Source organism: Arenimonas sp. MALMAid1274, from assembly GCF_049195245.1.
Taxonomy (GTDB): domain Bacteria; phylum Pseudomonadota; class Gammaproteobacteria; order Xanthomonadales; family Xanthomonadaceae; genus Arenimonas.
Map to the genome: position 1 here is coordinate 175282 of NZ_JBMIRR010000021.1, position 20336 is coordinate 195617.

The window sequence follows — 20336 nt, forward strand, 5'->3', positions numbered from 1 at the left end:
GCGGCGACCGCAAAGCCGCGTGGTTGCGGGCTCTCCCGCGCTGGCACGGTTCCTGCTCAGGCTATTCCACCCCAAAGATTCCAACGCCTGGAGCCTGCGATGACCGTGCTGATGCGAGAAGAACTCAACGACGCCGACCTGGCCTGGGCGGCCGCCGATCCGAGCGTGGCCGCAGTGATGGGACAGGTCGTCCGTGCCCGGCTGGCCCTGGGAGCGATGACCGGCGCCGACATGTCACCCGGCCGTCGCGAGCCGATCGATCCCGAGGTGCTGCGCGCCCGGGGTGCCCTGTGATCGCGCGGGCGCTGGCCGGCCTGGCCCTGGTGGGCACGGTGCTGGTTGCCGCCCCGTGGTCCATGAACGAAGTGGCGGCGGACGACACGCGCGTGCTCGCGCCGGTGTCGTCCGCCGCCGAGGCGCCGGTGACGCGCCTGCACGCCGCCATCGAGAACGCCACCCGTCGCCAGGTTCCCGGCGCGGCGGGCAGCGGGTGGGTGCTGCATACCCTGGACCGTTCCGGGCCCGGCCTGGGCGGCCAGGAACACATCGTGGCCACCGGCGTGATCACCACGCCCGGCGCCCCCGATACCGAGCTGCGGCTGACCGGACGCTACGACCCCGACACCGGCGAGCTGACGCGCGTCGCCTACCGCCTGCAGCCCAATGCCGAACGGGCGCGCACCCTGGCCACCACCGACACCACCTGGAGCGTGCAGCGCGCGGTGCAGCAGGCCTTCGGTGAAGTGGAGCCGGACGCCGGCGTGGTGTTCGCGCTTGATTCGGCCCAGTCCACCCGCGTCGAGGGCGGCGGCCGCCGCTTCGAAGGCTCAGGCATCGGCAGCTGGGGCCAGGGCGATGCGCGCTTCGTCGCCTTCACCATGACGGTTTCCCGCGACGGCGAGCTGGTCGCCTTCGACTACAGCGCCCAGCCGGGCGCGGACAGCCCGGACTACGTCGCCGGCTACTGAGTTCCCCCCGCGTTGGCCCCGTGCCCGACCTCTCTCCCGGGCACGGGGCCGCCGCCCCCCGACCATCCGCACTGTGCAAGCGGGCCCGGGGCCTCTAGATTCGGCAGCTGATCCCGGGGAAGGACCTGCCATGCGACTACTGCTTCTGATCGCCACGCTGCTGCTGGCGACCGCCGCTCCTGCGCCGCTTGCCCTCGCGCAGGCGCCCGCCAAGCCTGCCGCCAACGCCAGCATCGACCTCGAGCAGCTGCGCATCCCGCACCACAAGTTCGTGCTCGACAACGGCCTGACCGTGCTGGTGCACGAAGACCACAGCGTGCCCCTGGTCGGCGTCAACCTCTGGTACCACGTCGGCTCGCGCAACGAAGTGCGCGGCCGCACCGGCTTCGCCCACCTGTTCGAGCACTTCTTCTTCAACGGCAGCGAGAACTACCCGCACGGTTTCCGCGAAGCCATGGACGACCTGGGCGCCAACAACCGCAACGGCACCACCAGCACCGACCGCACCAATTTCTTCGAGGACGTGCCGGTGTCGGGCCTGGAGCGCACGCTGTACCTCGAGGCCGACCGCATGGGCTTCCTGGCCGGCAATCTCAACGAGGCCATGCTCGAGCGCGAGCGCGGCGTGGTGAAGAACGAAAAGCGGCAGGGCGAGAACCAGCCCTATGGCCGCGTCTGGCCGCGCGTGTCCGAGACCATGTATCCGTACTCGCACCCCTACAGCTGGTCCACGATCGGCAGCATGGCCGACCTGGACAACGCGAAGATGGAGGACATCCGCCAGTGGTACGCGGACTACTACGGCCCCAACAACGCCGTGCTTTCGCTGGCCGGCGACATCACCCTGGCCCAGGCCAAGGCGCTGGTGACCAAGTATTTCGGCGGCATCGCGCCGGGCAAGCCGGTCGCGCGCCAGCGCGCCTGGGTGCCGACCCTGGACGCCGACATCCGCGACAGCATGCAGGACCAGGTGCCGCAGACGCGCATCTACCGGCTCTGGCACCTGCCGCCGATGGGCGACCGCGCCACCCACGCGATGCAGCTGTTCGGCAGCGTGCTGTCGGGCAGCGAAAGCTCGCCGCTGCAGCGCCAGCTGGTGTTCGACAAGGGGCTGGCCACCAGCGTCAATGCCGGCGTGAGCGACAGCGAGATCGCCAGCCTGTTCCTGGTGGTGGCCAGCGTGCGGCCGGGCGTGGACCCGGCCGAGCTGGAGCGTGAGCTGGATGCACTGCTGGCAAAGTCGCTGGCCGAACTGCCCGCGGCCGCCGCGATCGACCGCGCGCGCACCGGCGAGGTGGCCAACTTCGTGCGCGGCAAGGAGCGCCTGGGCGGCTTCGGCGGCCGCTCCGACGTGCTGGCCGAAAGCATGACCTACTTCGGCGATCCCGAAGGCTACCTGCAGCGCTTCCGCGACTACCAGACGCTGACCGCGACCGAGCTGCGGGACACCGCGCGCACCTGGCTCTCGCGTCCCAGCTACACGCTGCAGGTGGATCCGTTCCCGACGCTGAAGTCGGTCGAGAGCGACCTGGACCGCTCGAAGCTGCCCGCGCTGGGTCCGTCGCCCGACGTGGCCTTCCCCGAGGTGCAGCGCGCCAAGCTTTCCAACGGCCTGTCGGTGGTGCTGCTGGAGCGCCATTCGGCCCCGCTGGTGAACATGATGCTGGCCGTGGACGCGGGCACGTCCGCCGATCCGGCCAGCGCGCGCGGCACCGCCAACTTCGCGATGGACCTGTTGCTCAAGGGCAGCCGGAGCCGCGACGCCTTCCGCATCGCCGACGAACGTGACGCGCTGGGCGCCAACCTATCGGTCGGCAATACCCTGGACCAGTCCTGGGTGCGCCTGGGCGCGCTGCGCAGCAAGCTCGACGGCTCGCTGGCGCTGATGGCGGACGTCGCCCTGAACCCGGCTTTCCCCGACGACATGGTGGACCTGCAGCGCAAGCAGCAGCTGGCCAACATCGCCCAGCAGAAGGCCAACCCGGGCGCGGTGGCGATGCGCGTGCTGCCGACCCTGGTGTATGCCCCCGACCACGCCTACGCGGCGCCGGGCGGCGGCCTCGGCACCGAGGCCTCGGTGGGCGCGCTGTCGCGGCAGGCGCTGGCCGACTGGCATGCGCGCTGGTTCGTGCCGTCCAACGCCACCCTGGTGGCCGCCGGCGACATCACCCTGCCCGAGCTGGTGGCGGCGCTTGAACGCAGCTTCGGCGGCTGGCGCGGCGGCGCGGCGCCGGCCAAGGCGGTCGGCCCCAGCACCAGCTCGCCGGGCCGCGGCATCGTGCACCTGATCGACAAGCCGGGCGCCCCGCAGACCGTCATCATGGCGGCACACCTGGCGCCGCCGTCCAACCAGCCCGACGACCTGGCGCTGGAAACGGTGATGCGCAACTTCGGCGGCATGGCCACGTCGCGGCTCAACCGCAACCTGCGCCTGGACAAGCACTGGAGCTACGGCGCCGGCGGCGGCCTCACCGGCGCGCGGGGCCCGCGCACCTTCCTAGTGAACGCACCGGTGCAGACCGACAAGACCAGGGAAGCCATCGTCGAAGTGATCCGCGAGATCAAGGGCGTGGCCGGCGAGCGGCCGCTGGCGGGCGAGGAGTACGACAGCATCCTGCGCAGCCAGGTGGCGCGCCTGCCCGGTCGCTACGAAACCCTGGACTCGCTGCTGGCCGCGGGCCTGGACATCGTCAACACCGGCCGCGACCCGGGCTACTACGCCAACTACGCACGCGACCTGGCGTCGCTGCAGGCACCGGCGCTGAATGCCTCGGCCGCCGCAGTGGTGAAGCCGGGCGAGCTGACCTGGGTGATCGTGGGCGACCTGGACAAGATCGAAGCCGGCATCCGTGAACTCGACCTGGGCGAAGTGCGCCGCATCACGGTGGAATGAGCCCCGGGGCTGCGCGGATGGCCGCGCAGCCCTGTTTCACTGCGCCAGCGGCACGCCCGTCAGGCGCGCGCTGAGTTCGAGCAGCCTGGCGCGGGCCGCCGGATCCTGCGGCTGCGGATCACGGGTATCGGCCGGCTTCCCGTCGATGTAGAACGCGCCCGCCTGCAGTTGCCCCGCAGTGATCAGCCCCATGACATGATCGCGTCCTTCGTCCACGCTGGCGCGCGGCGTCACGCCCAGGCCGCGCACCATCGTCGTGTCCATCATCGTGGCCGGATGCAGGGCGATCATGGTGATGCCGTCCTTCGCAAACGCGGGCGCCAGGGCCACGGTCATCGTCACCTGCGCCAGCTTGCTCTGGCCGTAGCCGCGGCCGTGGGCGCCGGGTTTTTCCAGCATCACGTCGTCGAAGTCGATGGCAGAGGCGCTGCCCGAGGACACGTTGACGATGCGCGCGGGCGCGGCGGCGGCCAGGTTGGGCCGCAGGCGGTTCACCAGCACCCAGCCGGCGAGGTAGTTCACCGCGAACTGCAGCTCGTGGCCGTCCTGGCTGGTGCGTCGCGGCTGGTCGCCGGTGTAGGCCACGCCGGCGTTGTTCACCAGCAGGTCGAGCCGCAGATAGTCCCTGGCCACGGCATCGGCGAAGTCGCGCACGGCCTGCAGCGAGGAAAAGTCCGCGGCATAGAAGCGCGCCGAGCCGGTGCCGCCGCGCGTGATCTCGGCCACGACGGCCTTGCCACGCTCGGCGTTGCGGCCGTGCACGATCACGTGCGCGCCGTCCGCGGCCAGCGCCAGCGCCAGCTCGCGGCCCAGGCCATCGGTGGAGCCCGTGACCAGCACGGTCTTTCCGGCGTAGGAAAGTTTTGGCGGGGCCGGCTGCGCCAGCGCGGGACCGGCCAGCATCGTCACGGCCATCAGCAGCACAAGGGTGAAGTGGCGCATGGGCGGAGCTCCGGACGGGGGACAGGCCCAGCATAGGCCGGGTCTCCCCGCGTCTCAACGCGAGGCCCTGGGCGCCGGGCTACAATGCCGCCATGGACATCTTCAAGGTTTTCCGCATCGAGGCCGCGCACCGGCTGCCCAACGTGCCGCCGGGCCACAAGTGCGCGCGGTTGCACGGGCACTCGTTCGCGGTGGAGCTGCACGTGGGCGGCGAACCGGACCCGCACACCGGCTGGATCATGGATTTCGGCGACATCAAGGCGGTGTTCCAGCCGATCTACGACCGCCTGGACCACCACTACCTCAACGACGTGCCGGGCCTGGAGAATCCCACCAGCGAAAACCTGGCGCGCTGGATCTGGGACCAGCTCAAGCCGGCGCTGCCGGCGCTGTCGCTGGTGGTGGTGCACGAAACCTGCACCTCGGGCTGCCGCTACGCCGGACCGCGCTGAGCCCGGCGCTGCGGCGGGCGCAACGGCCCGCCGCCGACCCCGCACTTCACCTCAGGCCGTCGCCGGCTTGCCGTGCGCGGCATCGCGCTGGTGGTTGCGCGCGATCAGCAGGTAGATCACCGGCACCACGAACAGCGTGAACACCGTGCCGATGGACATGCCGCCCACGATCACCAGGCCGATCTGGTTGCGCGCCTCGGCACCGGCGCCCGAGGCGATGGCCAGCGGCAGCGAACCCAGCACCATCGCACCGGTGGTCATCAGGATCGGACGCAGGCGCAGCGCGGCCGCGTCCAGCACGGCGTCGAATTTCGAACGTCCCTGCTCCTGCAGCTGGTTGGCGAACTCCACGATCAGGATGCCGTGCTTGGCGATCAGGCCGACCAGGGTGACGATGCCGATCTGGCTGTAGATGTTCCAGCTGCCGTGGCCGCTCAGCTTCAGCGCCAGGAAGGCGCCGAACATCGCCAGCGGCACCGCCAGCAGGATCACGATCGGATCCACCCAGCTTTCGAACTGCGCCGCCAGCACCAGGAAGATGAAGACCACGGCCAGCAGCATGATCACGCCGAACTCGCTGGCCGATTCACGATACTCGCGGCTCTGGCCCGACAGGTCGTACTGGGCGTCGGGCGCGACCTCGTCCAGCGCCTGCTCCATCCAGTCCAGGGCTTCGCCCATCGAATACCCGGGCGCCAGGCCTGCGCTGATGGTGGCCGCGCGCAGCTTGTTGAAGTGGTTGAGCTCCTTCGCGGCCACCGTCTCCTCGACCGTGATCAGGTTGGACAGCTGCACCATCTGGCCATCGCCCGCGCGCACGAAGATGTTGCTCAGGTCGCCGGGCGTTCGGCGGTCGGCATCTTCCACCTGCACGATCACGTCGTACTGCTCCGAGCCGCGCTTGAAACGCGTGACGTTGCGGCCACCCAGCAGCGTTTCCAGCGTGCGGCCCACGGTGGTGACGTCGCTGCCGACGGTGGCCACCTTGTCGCGGTCCAGCTCCAGCCGCAGCTGCGGCTTGTCCAGCTTGAGGTCCGAGTCGGGGTTGGTCAGCTGGGGGTTCTCGCGCATCTTGGCCATCAGCTTCTCGACGGTGACGCCGAGCTCTTCCCACGTGCCGGTACCCTGCACGACGAAATTCACCGGCTGGCCGAAGCCGTCCTGTCCCAGCGGCGGCGGCAGCGTCGGGAACGCCATCACGCCCGGGATGCCGGAGAACCGCGGAAACAGCTGGCCCTGCACGTCGGCGGTGCTGACGTCGCGCTCCTCCCAGTCCTGCAGCATGACGAAGCCGATGGTGTTGGTGACCGCCGGGAAGCCGACGATCTGGAAGTACTGCTTCACCTGCGGGATGCTGGCGAAGCTGGCCTCCATCTGCTTGGCGTATTTGTCGGTATAGGCCACGGTGGAGCCTTCCGGCGCGACGCCGAAGCCGATGATGAAGCCCTGGTCTTCCTGCGGCGCCAGCTCGCTGGGCAGGGTGCTCCACAGCGCGCCCGCGCCCGCGAACAGGGCCAGGCCGATGCCCACCACCACCCAGCGCAGCTTCAGCGCGCGCGAAAGCAGGCCGCGGTAGCCGCGGTCGATCGAGCCCAGCACGCGCTCGCCGAAGGCGTAGAAGCGGCCGTGGCTGGTCTCGCGACGCAGCAGCTTGGACGACATCATCGGCGACAGGGTCAGGGCGGTGAAGCCCGACACCAGCACCGCACCCGCCAGGGTCAGCGCGAACTCGACGAACAGCTTGCCGGTACGCCCGGTCTGGAACGCCAGCGGCACGTACACCGCCACCAGGGTCAGCGTCATCGCGACGATGGCGAAGCCGATTTCCTTGCTGCCCGTCAGCGCCGCCTCGAACGGCGTCATGCCTTCCTCGACGTGGCGGTAGATGTTTTCCAGCATCACGATGGCGTCGTCCACCACCAGGCCGATCGCCAGCACCATGGCCAGCAGGGTCAGCGTGTTGATGGTGAAACCGAAGGCGAACATGATGCCGAAGGCGCCGATCAGCGACACGGGGATGGTCACCAGCGGGATCAGCGTCGCGCGCCAGCTGCGCAGGAACAGGAAGATGACGATCACCACCAGCACCACGGCCTCGGCCACGGTCTTGTAGACCTCGTCGATCGACTTCTCGATGAAGATGGTGGTGTCGAAGGCGATCTCGATCTTCATGCCTTCCGGCAGCGTGCGCTGGATCTGCGGCAGCATTTCCTTGAGCGCGGCCGAGATATCCAGCGGATTGGCCACGGCCTGCTTGACCACGGCCAGCGGCACGGCATTGACGCCGTTGAAGCGGGCGGCAAAACGCTCTTCCTGCGAACCCAGCTCGACCCGCGCCACGTCCTTGAGCCGCACCAGGTAACCGTTGACGTTGCCCAGGATCACCTCGCCGAACTGCTCGGGCGTCTTGAGGTCGGTTTCCGACAGCACGGTGAATTCGCGCTCGCTGCTCTCGACCCGGCCCGCGGGGATTTCCACGTTCTGGGCCCGCAGCGCGTTCTCCACGTCCACCGGCGTCAGGCCGAAGCCGGCCAGGCGCTGCGGCTGCAGCCACACGCGCATCGCGTAGGTGCTGGAGAAGACCTGGGCCTGGGCCACGCCCGGGATGGTCTGCACGCGATCCTTCACCAGGCGCTCGGCGTAGTCGGCGATCTCCACGCGCGAATGGCGGTCCGACGAGAACGCCAGGTAGATGATCGGCTGCGCGTCGGCTTCCTGCTTCTGGATGATCGGCTCGTCCACTTCGTCCGGCAGCAGGCCGCGGGCCTGGCCGACGCGGTCGCGCACGTCCGAGGCGGCGCCGTCCGGGTCGCGGTCCAGGCGGAACCGGATGGTCACCTGGCTGGACTGCTCGCGGCTCACCGACTGCATGAACTCGATGCCCTCGACGCCCGACAGCGCGTCCTCGATGGGCTGGGTGACCTGGGATTCGATCACCTGCGCGCTGGCGCCGGGATAGTTCGTGTTGACCGTGATGACCGGCGTGTCGACGTTGGGGATCTGGCGGACGGCGAGGCGGTCATAGGCGATCAGGCCCAGCAGCACCACCACCAGGTTGATCACCATCGCGAAGACGGGGCGACGGATCGAGATGTCGGAAAGGACCATGGGGGACTCGGCCTCTTATTCGTCGCTGGCAGCGTCGGGCGCGGGCGCCTCGGGGCTGGCAGGCGCCGCGGCCGGCGCGTTGGCCTCGGCCTCGGACGGGTCGGGCACCACGGTCACCGCGGCGCCTTCGTACATCATCGGCTTGCCCTGACCGGCGGAGATCACCTGGTCGCCGTCCTTCAGGCCCGACACCACGGCGATGCGACCGGGCACGCGCTGCCCGGTGGTGACGTCGGCGCGCACCGCCTTGCCGTCCTTGATCACGTACACGTAGCGGGTGTCGCCCTGCTGCAGCAGCGCCTGTTCCGGAATCATGATCGCGGTGGCCGCGGCATCGCCGACGCCGAGGTTGACCCGCGCGAACAGGCCCGGGCGAAGCTTGTAGTCGGGATTCTCGACGCTGGCGCGGACCTTGGCGCTGCGCGTGTTGGCGTCGATCACCGGTTCGATCGCGCTGACTTCGCCACGGAAGGTTTCGCCCGCAAAGGCGTCCACCCCGATCGTCACCGGCTGGCCGACCGCGATGCGCGACAGGTCGTTCTCGGGCAGGCTGAAATCAACCTCCATCGGATCCAGCCGCACCAGGTTGACCAGCGCCTGGCCGGGGCTGACCACTTCGCCCACGCTGACTTCGCGCAGGCCGATCACGCCGCCGAAGGGCGCCACGATGGTGGTCTTGAGCAGCTGCGCCTGGGCCGAGGCAACGCGGGCCTGGGTCACCCCCAGCTGTGCGCGCGCGGTATCCACGTCCGAACGCGAGAGCAGCTGGCGCGAACCGAGGTCGGCAGCGCGGGCATCGGCGCGGCGGGCGTTTTCCAGGTTGGCCCGGGCTTCGCTCAGGCTGGCCTGCGCCACGGACGCGTCCAGGCTGAAGAGCGGGTCTCCCTGCTTCACCCGCTGGCCTTCCTTGAAGTGGATCTTGACCAGCCGTCCGCTGACTTCAGGCCGCACCACCACCGACTCGTCCGCACGCAGGGTGCCGACCGTGCTCAGGTCCTGGCGCAGCGATTCGGTCTTCACCGTCACGGCCTCGACCGGCAGCGCCATCGCGCCCCCCGGCGGTCCGCCGGCAGGGGCGGCGGCTTCGTCACCGCCGGAGCAGGCGCCCAGGGCGGCCGCGAGGGCCAGGGCCAGGGTCAGCTGGGAAAGGATTCGGGCGCGGCGCATGGGTCTACCTCGGCAAAAGAAGCCCGGCCGGGAGCGCCGGGGGCAATTACTATACTGGGTAGTTTAGCTTGAGCTTCACGAATGACACTAGGCCAGAAGTCCCGGCGGTTCAGTCTTGAGCCAGCCGGACCGTGCGCACGTCGGCGCCGTGCCTGATGCAGGCCAGGGGCGGGCCGCCCAGGGCCCGCTCCAGCAGGGGCAGGTACCCGGCCACGTCGAAACCGGGCTCCACTTCCTGCGCCAGCCAGCCCTGCAGCCGGCAGCCATCGGCCACCACCGCCCGCGCCGTCAGCCGCGCGTGGCTCAGGCAGCCCAGCCGCAGTCCGACCACCAGCACCACCGGCAGGTCCAGTGCGCGCACCAGGTCGGCCTGGTCCAGGCCATCGGCCAGGGGCGCCATCCAGCCGCCGACGCCCTCGACCACCACCGCATCGGCCTGCGCGGCGAGCTGGCGATAGGCCGCGACCAGCACGTCCAGCCGCACGTCCACTCCGGCCAGGGCCGCGGCGATCTGCGGTGCGGTCGGCTCGGGCAGTGCGTAGGGATTGACCAGCGCGTAGTCGGGCTGCGGATCGCTGGCGGCGATGAGGTCCAGCGCATCGGCATTGCGCCAGCCTGCGGGCGTGGGCTCGCTGCCGCTGGCCACGGGCTTCATGCCGACCACGCGCGCACCGTCGCGCCGCAGCGCATGCAGCAGCGCGACGCTGGCGAAGGTCTTGCCCGCGCCGGTGTCGGTGCCGGTGACATACACGCTGTGCATCACGTCCCCGCCTCCGCGGGCAGCACGGGACGCCGGCGCTCGCGCCGGTTCACGTACAGCGGGATCAGGCCGCCCAGCAGCATGTACAGGTACATCGGCAGGCCCGCCACCCCGGCGCCGCGGTGATCGCTGAACACCGTGAGCAACAGCAGGCTGCTGACGATGCTCAGCAGCGCGGTGCCGGTGAGCAGGGCCTGGATGCCGATCTCGGTGCCGGTCTCGTGCCGCTCCAGCGCATCCAGGCCCAGCGCGTCGCCGCGGCGCAGCGCGTGCAGGTTGAGCAGCAGCAGGATGATCGACAGCGCGCAGAAGCCGGCGCCGTAAATGATGAAGGCGGTCTGCAGGTCGAAGTTCACGTTGTCGCCGTCGATCACCAGGTCGGCCGGCACGAAGCCGCCGCTCATCACGTACAGGCCGCTGGCCACCACCATGCGCAGCGGGTAAACGTAGACCAGCACCGCCAGCACCAGGGCCATGCTGAGCACCGTGGACGGCGTGTCGTCGAGCCCGAAGCGCCGGCTCCAGCGGTTGTGCGCCGACCAGAACATCGCGATCAGCACGAAGCACAGCACAAACACCGGCGTGCGCCGCAGCGCCTCGCGCAGTTCGGCGAAACTGTCGGGCAGGTTGTCGCCGGCGATCACCAGCAGCGTCAGCGCGAAGGCGAAGGCGGCGTCCACGAAGGTCTCCAGCCGCGTCACCTGCTGGCCGCGCAGTCGGAAGCCGTTTTCGCGGGGCAGTTGGCTCAGGTCCATGCGGGTCCTCGTGCGGGGATGGCGGCGGCCTCAGGCGCCCGCCTGCGCCTTGCGCCAGCGCTCGCACCGGCGCCGGAACAGCGGCGGCGCCAGGTTGAGCAGGAAGAACACGAAGCCCGGCAGGCCCAGCCACACGCCGCTTTCGGCGCGTGCCGGGATCAGCAGGGCCAGCGTGATCGACAGCAGTGCCACCATCGGCACCGCGGCCCAGTTCATGATCTCGAAGCGCGTCTGGGCCTGCTCGTGCAGCGACAGCGACAGCGCCGCGCGGCAGCGCCAGGCGTGCCAGTACAGCGCCGCCACCACCGCACCCAGCAGGCCGAAGGCGACCGCGAACAGCATGAACATGGCCGGCACGTCGCTGACCTCGTTGAAGCTGAAGTTGGTGGGCAGGTAGCCGCCGCTGAGCGCGTTGAACAGGCTGGAGAACACCATGCGCATCGGATACACGAAGATCAGCACCAGGAACACCAGCAGGATGCTCAGCCGCCGGCTGGTGAGGTCGTCCAGGCCGTAGCGCCGGCTCCAGTCGGCGTGGCCCGACCAGCAGCGCATGATCAGCAGGAAGCTGGCGGCGTACGTGGGCACGGCCATCATCGCCAGCACCAGCGCATCGATACTGCGCGGGATCTCGTTGCCGGCGATCACCACCAGGGTCAGGGCGAACGCGAAAGCCGCGTCCACGAAGGCTTCCAGCCGGGTCGACTGGGCGCCGCGATCGCGGAATCCGTCGGCGCTGTTGATGCCGGCCTGGCCGGGTGGGGTGGACATGGCGGGACTTTATCAGGCCGCCCCGGCGGTCGCTGCTACACTGGCCGCCCCCACCGAGGACCGCCATGTTCCAGGCCCTTTCCCTCAGCGGCGACAAGCCCGACCAGTACGCCCAGCTGCTTGAACAGGCCCGCGGCCTGATGCACGGCGAGCGCGATCGCACCGCCAACGCGGCCAACCTGTCGTCGCTGGTGTTCCATTCCCTGCCCGACCTGAACTGGGTGGGCTTCTACTTCTTCGACGGCACCGAGCTGGTGGTCGGCCCCTTCCAGGGCCATCCGGCCTGCGTGCGCATCGCGCTGGGCCGCGGCGTCTGCGGCACCGCCGCGGCGACCCGGCAGACCCAGCGCGTGCCCGACGTGGACGCCTTCCCGGGGCACATCCCCTGCGATTCGGCCTCGCGCTCGGAGCTGGTGGTGCCGCTGTACGCCGGCGACACCCTGGTGGGCGTGTTCGATCTCGACAGCCCGCGCCTGGACCGCTTCGACGAGGCCGACCAGCGTGGCCTCGAAGCCATCGCGCAAGCGTTCATGGAATCAATGGGTCCGGACTGAGCGCCGTACCGCCGCGGGAGTGAGTGATGAGTTCGGGCAGCAAGCTTCGCAACATCGGTCCCAAGTCCGCCGCCTGGCTGCGCCAGACCGGCATCCGCAGCCAGGAAGACCTGGAGGCCGTGGGCGCCCTGGCCGCCTTCGTCCGGGTCAAGCGCGCCGGCTTCAAGCCCAGCCTCAACCTGCTGTATGCGCTGGAAGGCGCGATCCTGGGCTGCCACTGGCAGGAGATCCCGGAAGCGCGCCGCAGTGAACTGGTGCTGGCCGCCGGTGATGAAGTGGCCAAGCTGCCCCTGCCCAAGAACAAGCGCATGCCGGCGGCCGGCCCGGTGACCACGGTGCACAGCGACGAGGACGAGGGCGCGATGCCCGAGCCCGAATTCGGCTTCGACGATCCGGGGCAGTCCAGCCAGGACTGAGCGCGCGGACCGCGCCTCAGCGCACCACGGCGTAGTCGCGCGCATCCTCGCGCCAGCGCGGGGTGGCGCGGATGGTCGGCAGCACCTGGTCCACCTCGTCCACCAGCGCCCACATCGCGGCGTGTTCCGGGTTCATGAAGCGCTCGGCGATCACGCTGTCCATGAAGCCGGCCAGCGGCGCGTAGAAACCACGCGTGTTGAGCAGCAGGATCGGGTTGAAGTACAGGCCCAGGCGCTTGAGCGTGATCGCCTCGAACAGTTCTTCCAGCGTGCCGCAGCCACCGGGCAGCGCCACCACCGCATCGCTGCCGGTGAGCAGGCGGTGCTTGCGCTCGCGCATGTCTTCCACCAGCTCCAGGCGCGTGAGTCCGGGGTGGCCCCATTCCAGGTCGGCCATGAAGCGCGGCAGGATGCCGATCACTTCGCCCCCGGCCGACAGCGCGCCATCGGCGACTGCGCCCATCAGGCCCTGTGAGCCTCCGCCGTACACCAGGCTGCAGCCTTCGGTGGCCAGCGCCACGCCCAGCGCACGGGCGGCGGCGTGGAATTCCGGCGCGACCTGCGCACTGGAGGCGGCATAAACGCAGACACGCATGGCGATCTCCACAACCGGGGCCCGGGCGGGGATCGCCGGGGCCTGCGCAGTCTAGCGTTTGCGGCCGCGGTCGGCGGGGCGGGGCCGCGCCGCGCCGTGCATTTTCCGAGCGCAGCATCACCGCTGAAATCATTGCCGGTTGATGTGCTGCGGTTACCGTACTCGGCTATCGCGTGCGGCGGGGTCCAAACTTCTGGCCCCGTGGTACCAGCGCGGCCGCGGGACCGCGGCTGGACCAGGACTTCATGCAGGAGGAGGGCTGGGCGAGCGCCTTCGGAGCCGCCCGCTTATTCCACCGTCACCGACTTGGCCAGGTTGCGCGGCTGGTCCACGTCGGTGCCCTTGAGCACGGCCACGTGGTAGCTCAGCAGCTGCAACGGGATGGTGGACACCACCGGTGCGGCGATCTCGCCCGCGGCCGGCATGATGATCACGTGCGCGGCATCCAGGCCATGCGCCACGCTCTCGTCCACGAAGGCGTACAGCTCGCCACCGCGCGCGCGCACTTCTTCAAGGTTGGACTTGAGCTTGTCGATCAGGCGGTCGTTGGGCGCCACCGCGATCACCGGCATTTCCTCGTCCACCAGGGCCAGCGGCCCGTGCTTGAGCTCTCCGGCAGCATAGGCCTCGGCGTGGATGTAGCTGATCTCCTTGAGCTTGAGCGCGCCTTCCATGGCCACCGGCCAGTGCGTGCCGCGGCCCAGGAACAGCGCGTGGTGCTTGTCGGCGAAGCGCGTGGCCAGGGCCTTGATCTGCGCGTCCAGCTTCAGCGTTTCCACGATCAGGCCGGGCAGCTGCTCCAGCTGCGCCACGCCGTCGGCATAGCGCGCAGCGTCCAGGCCCTTGCTGCGTCCCAGCTCGAGCGCGAACAGCGCCAGCGCCACCAGCTGGGTGGTGAAGGCCTTGGTGGAGGCGACGCCGATCTCGGGGCCGGCGCGCGTCATCAGCACCAGTGAGGACTCGCGCACGATCGACGACTCGGGCACGTTGCACACGGCCATCTGCGCCAGGTAGGGCATCTGCTTGGCCAGCTTCAGCGCGGCCAGGGTGTCGGCGGTTTCGCCCGACTGGGAAATGGTGAGGAACAGCGTGCCGGCCTGCACCACCGGGTCGCGGTAGCGGTATTCGCTGGCGATCTCGGCCGTGCAGGGCACGCCGGCCAGCTGTTCGATCCAGTAACGCGCCACCAGGCCGGCGTGGTAGCTGGTGCCGCAGGCGATGATGTGCACGGCCTGGGTGTCGGCCAGCAGGCGCTCGGCGTCCACGCCGAAGATCTGGGTGAGGATGCGGCCACCGGCGATGCGTCCCTCGAGCGTGTCGGTGACCGACTGCGCCTGCTCGTGGATTTCCTTGAGCATGTAATGGTCGTAGTCGCCGCGCTGCACGGCGTCGGCGCTGAAATGCGACTCGCGCACTTCGCGCTCGACCGCCGTGTCGTCGGCGTCGAACACCTGCAGGCCATCGCGGGTGACCTGCACCACGTCGCCTTCCTGCAGGTAGATGAAGCGGCGGGTCAGCGGCAGCAGCGCATGCACGTCCGAGGCCAGGTACTGCTCGCCCTCGCCCAGGCCGGCGATCAGCGGCGCGCCGTAACGCGCGCCCACCACCGTGCCGGGCTCGCGCGCCGACACCACGGCGATGGCGTAGGCGCCGTGCAGCCGCTTCACGGTCTGCTGCACCGCGGCCAGCAGCGACGTGCCGCGGCGCTGGGCGCGCTCGATCAGGTGCGCGATCACTTCGGTGTCGGTCTGCGAGCTGAACTCGTAGCCTTCGGACTGCAGCTCGGCGCGCAGCGCGGAGTGGTTCTCGATGATGCCGTTGTGCACCACGCTCACTTCACCCGACAGGTGCGGATGCGCGTTGCCCTCGCTGGGCACGCCGTGGGTGGCCCAGCGGGTGTGGGCGATGCCGCAGTGGCCGTCCAGGCCGGTTTCCTTCTGCAGCGCGATCAGGTCGCGGACCTTGCCCTTGGCGCGCAGGCGCACGATGCCGTCGGGACCCTGCAGGGCGACGCCCGCGGAGTCGTAGCCGCGGTATTCCAGTGCGCTCAGGCCGGCGATCAGGTTCTGGACGATGTTGCGTTGGGCGCTGATGCCGACGATGCCGCACATGGACTGGCTTCCTTGACCGGTTTAGTGCGCCAGTTTACCGGATGCACCGCGGTCCACGGCCTCGCCCGACGGCCGGTCGGCACGCTGTCCGCCCGGGCTTGGCCGGACGGCCGGCGGACACCCGGACGGCCGCTGCCGGCCTTTGAGTTCAATGACTTGGCGCTGGCATGGCTTGTGCAACGCCCTTGCAGTCACTTCCACCCCCGCAGGTTGCCATGATCCGCGACACCTCCGCCCAGGACCGCAGCGTCAGCCCCCAGCAGCAGCCGCGCTCGCGCCGCCCCTGGTGGCTGGCTGCCATCGCCGGCGTGCTGGTGCTGCTGGCCGGCTGGACAGTGTCGGGCTGGCTGGGCAGCGCCCGCGCGGTATCGGGCGAGCGGCTGCGCTACGCCGAGGTCAGCCGCGGCACCCTGGTGCGCGACGCGGCGGTGAACGGCCGCGTGGTCGCGGCGGTCAGCCCCACCCTCTATTCGCCCGCCGGCGGCACCGTGACGCTGAAGATCAACGCCGGCGACACCGTGAAGCAGGGCCAGGTGATGGCCGTGCTGGACTCGCCCGAACTGGACAACGAACTGCAGCGCGAGCGCGCCACCCTGAGCCAGCTCGAGGCCGAGGTGTCGCGCCAGCGCATCCTGGCCCAGAAGGCCAGCCTGCTGGCCCGCCGCGATGCCGACGACGCCGAGGTGGTGCGGCTCGCCGCCGTGCGCGACCTGCAGCGCGCGCAGCGTGGCTTCGAGCTGGGCGCGATCCCGGAAGTGGAGCTGCTGCGCGCCAAAGATGCGATGGCCAGCGCCGAGATCCGCAGCAAGCACGCCGGTTCGGCCGCGGGCCTGGAAACCCAGGACGTGGCGCTGGCGCTCAAGACCCAGCAGCAGCTGCTGGAACGCCAGCGCCTGCTCACCGCCAACCTCGAGCGCCGGGTGGACGAGCTCAACGTGCGCGCGCCGGTGGACGGCATCATCGGCACGCTCAACGTGGCCGACCGCGCCGTGGTGGTCGCCAACACCGCGCTGATGACGGTGGTGGACCTGTCGCGACTGGAAGTGGAGCTGGCCATGCCCGAAAGCTATGCCGAGGACCTGGGCCTGGGCATGGGCGCGGAAGTGCGCATCGGCGCGGTCACCGCCACCGGCAAAATCTCCGCCATCTCGCCCGAGGTGGTGAACAACCAGGTGCTGGCGCGCGTGCGCTTCGACGGCGAGCAGCCGCCGGGACTGCGCCAGAACCAGCGGGTGTCGGCCCGGGTGCTGTTCGAGGAGCGCGCCGACGTGCTGATGCTGGCCCGCGGCCCCTTCATCGAGGACCAGGGCGGGCGCTACGCCTACGTGATGGTGGACGGCGTGGCCGAGCGCCGGCCGATCCGCCTGGGCGTGACCAGCGTGGCCGCGGTCGAGATCCTCGAGGGCCTGCAGCAGGGCGACCGCGTGGTGATCGCCGGCACCGACAACTTCCAGAACGCCGAGCGCGTTTCGATCAACGAATGACCCCTACCCCCGTGCGCGCCGCGCACACCCACGACTCCCGCCACCGAGGACGCCCGCCATGCTTCGCATGACCAACCTGAGCAAGGTCTACCGCACCCACATGATCGAGACGCACGCGCTGCGCGGCTTCGACATCCACGTCAAGGAAGGCGAGTTCGTGGCGGTCACGGGTCCGTCGGGCTCGGGCAAGACGACCTTCCTCAACATCGCCGGCCTGCTGGAGGAGTTCAGCGGCGGCGAGTTCCTGCTCGATGGCGTGGACGTGCGCGGCATGGACGACAACGCCCGCTCGAAGCTGCGCAACGAGAAGCTGGGCTTCATCTTCCAGGGCTTCAACCTGATTCCCGACCTGAACCTGTTCGACAACGTGGACGTGCCGCTGCGCTACCGCGGCTTCAACGGCGCCGAGCGCAAGCGCCGCATCGAGGACGCGCTGGCCCAGGTCGGCCTGGCCTCGCGCCAGAAGCACTACCCGGCCGAACTCTCCGGCGGCCAGCAGCAGCGCGTGGCGATCGCGCGCGCGCTGGCCGGCTCGCCCAAGCTGCTGCTGGCCGACGAGCCCACCGGCAACCTGGATTCGCAGATGGCGCGCGGCGTGATGGAGCTGCTTGAGGAGATCAACGCGCGCGGCACCACCATCCTGATGGTGACCCACGACCCCGAGCTGGCGGCGCGCGCGCACCGCAACGTGCACATCATCGACGGCCAGGTCTCGGACCTGACGCACGAGACCCAGCGCACGCTCGCGGCGGTCGCCGCCAACCCCGCCAACGCCTGAGGAGCCCGCCATGTTCCGCTACTACCTGGGCCTGGGCTTCCGCAGCCTGCGCCGCAACCCGGTGCTGACCACCCTGATGGTGCTGACGCTGTCGGTGGGCGTGGCCGCCAGCATGACCACGCTGACCCTGCTGCGCGGCATGTCGGGCGACCCGATCCCGTCCAAGAGCGACGTGCTGTTCGTACCGCTGCTTGACAACAACCCGGCCGAAAACCCGAACGACGGCGGCGAGCCGCCGCAGCAGGTGTCCTACACCGACGCCACCAACCTCTGGCAGCAGGGCAAGGGCAAGCGCCGCACGCCGATCTACGGCCTGGCGCCCGCCATCGACCCGGGCCGCGCCGACCTGCCGCCCTTCTTCAGCGAAGGCGTGGCGGTGGGCGCCGACTTCTTCCCGATGTTCGAGGTGCCCTTCCTTTACGGCCAGCCCTGGAGCGCCGCCGACGACACCAAGGGCGCCTCGGTGGTGGTGATCGGCCGCAGCCTGTCCGAGCGCATCTTCGGCGAGGGCGTGGACCCGGTCGGCAAGACCCTGCGCATCACCGACGCCGACTACACCGTGGTCGGCGTGACCGATACCTGGAACCCGGTGCCGAAGTTCTACCGGCTGATCGGCGGCAACCAGTACGGCACCAGCGAGGACGTGATGATGCCGTTCAACACGGCGATCTCGCGCGACATGCAGATGAACGGCAGCCTGGACTGCTCCAGCGCGCCGCCGGCTCCCGGCTTCAAGGGCTACGTGGCGTCGGAATGCGTGTGGATCCAGTACTGGGTCGAGCTTGAGAACGCCGGCCAGCGCAGCGAGTACGCCGATTACCTGGCGGCCTATGTCGCCGAGCAGAAGGCGCTGGGCCGCATGCAGCGCCCGGTCAACAACCGCCTCTACAACGTCAGGGAGTGGCTGGACCAGAACGGCGTGGTCAGCGACGACACCCGCACCTCGACCTGGCTCGCCTTCGGCTTCCTGCTGGTGTGCCTGGTGAACACGGTGGGCCTGCTGCTGGCCAAGTTCAGCGCGCGGCCGGGCGAGATCGGCGTGCGCCGGGCCTTGGGCGCCACGCGGCGCGACGTGTTCACCCAGTACCTGACCGAAGCCGGCGTGATCGGCCTGGTGGGCGCGGCGGTAGGCGTGGGCCTGACCTTCGGCGCGCTGGCCTTCATCCGCAACTTCGACGAAGGCATAGCCCAGATCACCCGCGTGGACGGCGTGATGCTGGCCACCGCGATCACGCTGTCGGTGGCCGCCAGCCTGGTGGCGGGACTGCTGCCGACCTGGCGCGCCTGCCAGGTGGTGCCCGCGCTGCAGCTCAAGAGCCAATAACCCAGGACCCGCCGAGGATACCGCCATGGAAATCCGTCCCATCCTCTCCGCCATGCTGCGCAACAAGACCGCGCCGCTGCTCATCGCTGCGCAGGTCGCGCTCACCCTGGCCATCGTCTGCAACGCGCTCTACATCATCCGCGACCGCCTGGCCACGGCGGCGCGCCCCACCGGCGCCGACGAGCAGAACCTGACCGAGATCCGCTTCTACCCGCACCGGCAGATCACCGACATCGAGGACATGCAGCAGCGCGACATCGCCGCGATCAAGGCCATCCCGGGCGTGGTTTCGGCCACCTGGACAAACCAGATCCCACTGGGCCAGTCGAGCTGGAACAACGGCGGTCTCACCGCCGAGCGCGGCCGCCGCGACAGCGACATCGGCGCCACGCTGTACTTCAACGGCACCGGCGATTCGCTGGTGGACACCTTCGGCCTGAAGATCGTCGAGGGGCGGTTCTTCGAGCCCGGGGAGTTCATCACTTCCAATCCCCAGCTGGACCGCAACCAGCCGGCGCACGTGATGGTCACGCTGTCGCTGGCGCGACAGCTGTTTCCCGACGACACCAGCTACGTGGGCAAGGTCTTCTACATGGGCGGCGACGACAGTGCCGAAGGCGTGCGCATCGTCGGCGTGATCGAGCACCTGCAGAGCCCCAGCGCCCCCGCCGACGACGGCGCCAACGACAGCATCATCCTGCCGGTGCGCTACATCGACGCCTTCAGCCGCTACGCCGTGCGCACCGAGCCCGGCCAGCAGGACCGCGTGATGGCCGACGTCGAGAAGGCGCTGCTGGCGCTGCGCAACGACCGCATCCTGCTGGGCAAGCGCACCTTCGTCGAGGCGCGCGAGCGTCGCTATGCGGGGGAGAACATGATGGCCGGGCTGCTGATCGCGGTCACCGCCTTCCTGCTGCTGATCACCGCCAGCGGCATCGTCGGCATGGCCAGCCTGTGGGTGAACCAGCGCCGCAAGCAGATCGGCGTACGCCGCGCCCTGGGCGCGCGCCGGCACGACATCCTGCGCTACTTCCTGCTCGAGAACGTGATGATCACCACCGGCGGCGTGCTGTCGGGCGTGCTGCTGGCCCTGGTGCTGAACAACGTGCTGGTGTCGGAGCTGGAGATCCCGCGCCTGCCCGCGGCCTACATCGGCATCACCATGGCGGTGATGTGGCTGCTGGGCCTGCTGGCGGTGCTGGGCCCGGCGTGGCGCGCCGCCGCGGTGCCGCCGGCCATCGCCACGCGCACCGCCTGA

At 69.9% G+C, this 20336-nt stretch carries 18 protein-coding genes; 10 read left to right on the forward strand and 8 right to left on the reverse strand.

Annotated features, from left to right (window positions below; all coding sequences use genetic code 11):
• The first annotated feature begins 99 nt into the window (after positions 1-99).
• The 3 genes from ACOQFR_RS02220 to ACOQFR_RS02230 all read left to right on the forward strand — a co-directional run bounded on the left by ACOQFR_RS02220 (position 100) and on the right by ACOQFR_RS02230 (position 3861).
• Positions 100-294, forward strand: a complete 195-nt coding sequence (locus tag ACOQFR_RS02220) for a hypothetical protein (protein ID WP_421378048.1) — start codon at positions 100-102, stop codon at positions 292-294.
• Entirely contained in the window at positions 291-968 is a 678-nt protein-coding gene (locus tag ACOQFR_RS02225) for a hypothetical protein (protein WP_421378050.1), read from the forward strand. Before ACOQFR_RS02220 ends, ACOQFR_RS02225 begins: the two co-directional genes overlap by 4 nt.
• A 130-nt stretch (positions 969-1098) precedes the next feature.
• Complete coding sequence (locus ACOQFR_RS02230; protein ID WP_421378052.1) at positions 1099-3861, forward strand: M16 family metallopeptidase; 2763 nt, start codon at positions 1099-1101, stop codon at positions 3859-3861.
• 36 nt (positions 3862-3897) lie between these two features.
• On the opposite strand, the gene ACOQFR_RS02235 is transcribed toward ACOQFR_RS02230, so the two are convergent.
• Positions 3898-4803 carry an SDR family NAD(P)-dependent oxidoreductase gene (locus ACOQFR_RS02235; protein ID WP_421378054.1) on the reverse strand — a complete coding sequence of 302 codons (906 nt, stop codon included), beginning with the start codon at positions 4801-4803 and terminating at the stop codon, positions 3898-3900.
• Positions 4804-4895: 92 nt separating this feature from the next.
• Here ACOQFR_RS02235 and queD point away from each other — a divergent pair, with 92 nt between their 5' ends.
• Positions 4896-5255 carry a 6-carboxytetrahydropterin synthase QueD gene (queD, locus tag ACOQFR_RS02240; RefSeq protein WP_421378056.1) on the forward strand — a complete coding sequence of 120 codons (360 nt, stop codon included), beginning with the start codon at positions 4896-4898 and terminating at the stop codon, positions 5253-5255.
• Between the two features lie 51 nt (positions 5256-5306).
• Here the strand turns inward: queD and ACOQFR_RS02245 are convergent, their stop codons facing one another.
• From ACOQFR_RS02245 to ACOQFR_RS02265, 5 genes are all read right to left on the reverse strand, one after another.
• Positions 5307-8363, reverse strand: coding sequence for an efflux RND transporter permease subunit (locus ACOQFR_RS02245; protein ID WP_421378058.1), 3057 nt, complete (start codon positions 8361-8363; stop codon positions 5307-5309).
• A 15-nt stretch (positions 8364-8378) separates the two neighbouring features.
• Entirely contained in the window at positions 8379-9530 is a 1152-nt protein-coding gene (locus tag ACOQFR_RS02250) for an efflux RND transporter periplasmic adaptor subunit (RefSeq protein ID WP_421378060.1), read from the reverse strand.
• A 109-nt stretch (positions 9531-9639) separates the two neighbouring features.
• Complete coding sequence (gene bioD, locus ACOQFR_RS02255) at positions 9640-10290, reverse strand: dethiobiotin synthase (protein WP_421378062.1); 651 nt, start codon at positions 10288-10290, stop codon at positions 9640-9642.
• On the reverse strand, positions 10290-11045 hold the full coding sequence (locus ACOQFR_RS02260) for a TMEM175 family protein (protein WP_421378064.1): 756 nt from the start codon (positions 11043-11045) through the stop codon (positions 10290-10292). Before ACOQFR_RS02260 ends, bioD begins: the two co-directional genes overlap by 1 nt.
• Positions 11046-11075: 30 nt before the next feature.
• Entirely contained in the window at positions 11076-11816 is a 741-nt protein-coding gene (locus tag ACOQFR_RS02265) for a TMEM175 family protein (protein WP_421378066.1), read from the reverse strand.
• A gap of 65 nt (positions 11817-11881) precedes the next feature.
• Between ACOQFR_RS02265 and ACOQFR_RS02270 the strand changes: the two genes are divergently transcribed.
• Complete coding sequence (locus tag ACOQFR_RS02270) at positions 11882-12370, forward strand: GAF domain-containing protein (RefSeq protein WP_421378068.1); 489 nt, start codon at positions 11882-11884, stop codon at positions 12368-12370.
• Between the two features lie 26 nt (positions 12371-12396).
• Positions 12397-12786 carry a TfoX/Sxy family protein gene (locus tag ACOQFR_RS02275; RefSeq protein ID WP_421378070.1) on the forward strand — a complete coding sequence of 130 codons (390 nt, stop codon included), beginning with the start codon at positions 12397-12399 and terminating at the stop codon, positions 12784-12786.
• Positions 12787-12802: 16 nt separating this feature from the next.
• On the opposite strand, the gene ACOQFR_RS02280 is transcribed toward ACOQFR_RS02275, so the two are convergent.
• Together ACOQFR_RS02280 and glmS are read right to left on the reverse strand one after the other, a co-directional pair.
• Complete coding sequence (locus ACOQFR_RS02280; protein WP_421378072.1) at positions 12803-13381, reverse strand: TIGR00730 family Rossman fold protein; 579 nt, start codon at positions 13379-13381, stop codon at positions 12803-12805.
• A gap of 287 nt (positions 13382-13668) precedes the next feature.
• The gene (gene glmS / locus ACOQFR_RS02285; protein ID WP_421378075.1) at positions 13669-15492 is read right to left on the reverse strand and encodes a glutamine--fructose-6-phosphate transaminase (isomerizing); all 1824 of its coding nucleotides are present in this window, start codon (positions 15490-15492) and stop codon (positions 13669-13671) included.
• A gap of 215 nt (positions 15493-15707) precedes the next feature.
• On the opposite strand from glmS, the gene ACOQFR_RS02290 reads away from it, so the two are divergent.
• Genes ACOQFR_RS02290 through ACOQFR_RS02305 form a run of 4 tightly spaced genes read left to right on the forward strand, consistent with a single transcriptional unit; the run spans position 15708 to position 20336 of the window.
• Positions 15708-16976: an efflux RND transporter periplasmic adaptor subunit gene (locus tag ACOQFR_RS02290; RefSeq protein WP_421378077.1), complete on the forward strand. Its 1269-nt coding sequence runs from the start codon at positions 15708-15710 to the stop codon at positions 16974-16976.
• A gap of 58 nt (positions 16977-17034) precedes the next feature.
• Complete coding sequence (locus ACOQFR_RS02295) at positions 17035-17754, forward strand: ABC transporter ATP-binding protein (protein WP_421378079.1); 720 nt, start codon at positions 17035-17037, stop codon at positions 17752-17754.
• A 10-nt stretch (positions 17755-17764) separates the two neighbouring features.
• Positions 17765-19078 (forward strand): ABC transporter permease, encoded by a 1314-nt coding sequence (locus tag ACOQFR_RS02300; RefSeq protein WP_421378081.1) that lies wholly within the window; start codon positions 17765-17767, stop codon positions 19076-19078.
• 25 nt (positions 19079-19103) lie between these two features.
• Positions 19104-20336 carry an ABC transporter permease gene (locus tag ACOQFR_RS02305; protein ID WP_421378083.1) on the forward strand — a complete coding sequence of 411 codons (1233 nt, stop codon included), beginning with the start codon at positions 19104-19106 and terminating at the stop codon, positions 20334-20336.

Coding starts and splice junctions, on each gene's coding strand:
- ACOQFR_RS02220 (WP_421378048.1), top strand. CDS start 100: ATGACCGTGCTGATGCGAGAAGAACTCAACGACGCCGACCTGGCCTGG.
- ACOQFR_RS02230 (WP_421378052.1), top strand. CDS start 1,099: ATGCGACTACTGCTTCTGATCGCCACGCTGCTGCTGGCGACCGCCGCT.
- ACOQFR_RS02235 (WP_421378054.1), bottom strand. CDS start 4,803: ATGCGCCACTTCACCCTTGTGCTGCTGATGGCCGTGACGATGCTGGCC.
- queD (WP_421378056.1), top strand. CDS start 4,896: ATGGACATCTTCAAGGTTTTCCGCATCGAGGCCGCGCACCGGCTGCCC.
- ACOQFR_RS02245 (WP_421378058.1), bottom strand. CDS start 8,363: ATGGTCCTTTCCGACATCTCGATCCGTCGCCCCGTCTTCGCGATGGTG.
- ACOQFR_RS02250 (WP_421378060.1), bottom strand. CDS start 9,530: ATGCGCCGCGCCCGAATCCTTTCCCAGCTGACCCTGGCCCTGGCCCTC.
- bioD (WP_421378062.1), bottom strand. CDS start 10,290: ATGCACAGCGTGTATGTCACCGGCACCGACACCGGCGCGGGCAAGACC.
- ACOQFR_RS02260 (WP_421378064.1), bottom strand. CDS start 11,045: ATGGACCTGAGCCAACTGCCCCGCGAAAACGGCTTCCGACTGCGCGGC.
- ACOQFR_RS02265 (WP_421378066.1), bottom strand. CDS start 11,816: ATGTCCACCCCACCCGGCCAGGCCGGCATCAACAGCGCCGACGGATTC.
- ACOQFR_RS02270 (WP_421378068.1), top strand. CDS start 11,882: ATGTTCCAGGCCCTTTCCCTCAGCGGCGACAAGCCCGACCAGTACGCC.
- ACOQFR_RS02275 (WP_421378070.1), top strand. CDS start 12,397: ATGAGTTCGGGCAGCAAGCTTCGCAACATCGGTCCCAAGTCCGCCGCC.
- ACOQFR_RS02280 (WP_421378072.1), bottom strand. CDS start 13,381: ATGCGTGTCTGCGTTTATGCCGCCTCCAGTGCGCAGGTCGCGCCGGAA.
- glmS (WP_421378075.1), bottom strand. CDS start 15,492: ATGTGCGGCATCGTCGGCATCAGCGCCCAACGCAACATCGTCCAGAAC.
- ACOQFR_RS02290 (WP_421378077.1), top strand. CDS start 15,708: ATGATCCGCGACACCTCCGCCCAGGACCGCAGCGTCAGCCCCCAGCAG.
- ACOQFR_RS02295 (WP_421378079.1), top strand. CDS start 17,035: ATGCTTCGCATGACCAACCTGAGCAAGGTCTACCGCACCCACATGATC.
- ACOQFR_RS02300 (WP_421378081.1), top strand. CDS start 17,765: ATGTTCCGCTACTACCTGGGCCTGGGCTTCCGCAGCCTGCGCCGCAAC.
- ACOQFR_RS02305 (WP_421378083.1), top strand. CDS start 19,104: ATGGAAATCCGTCCCATCCTCTCCGCCATGCTGCGCAACAAGACCGCG.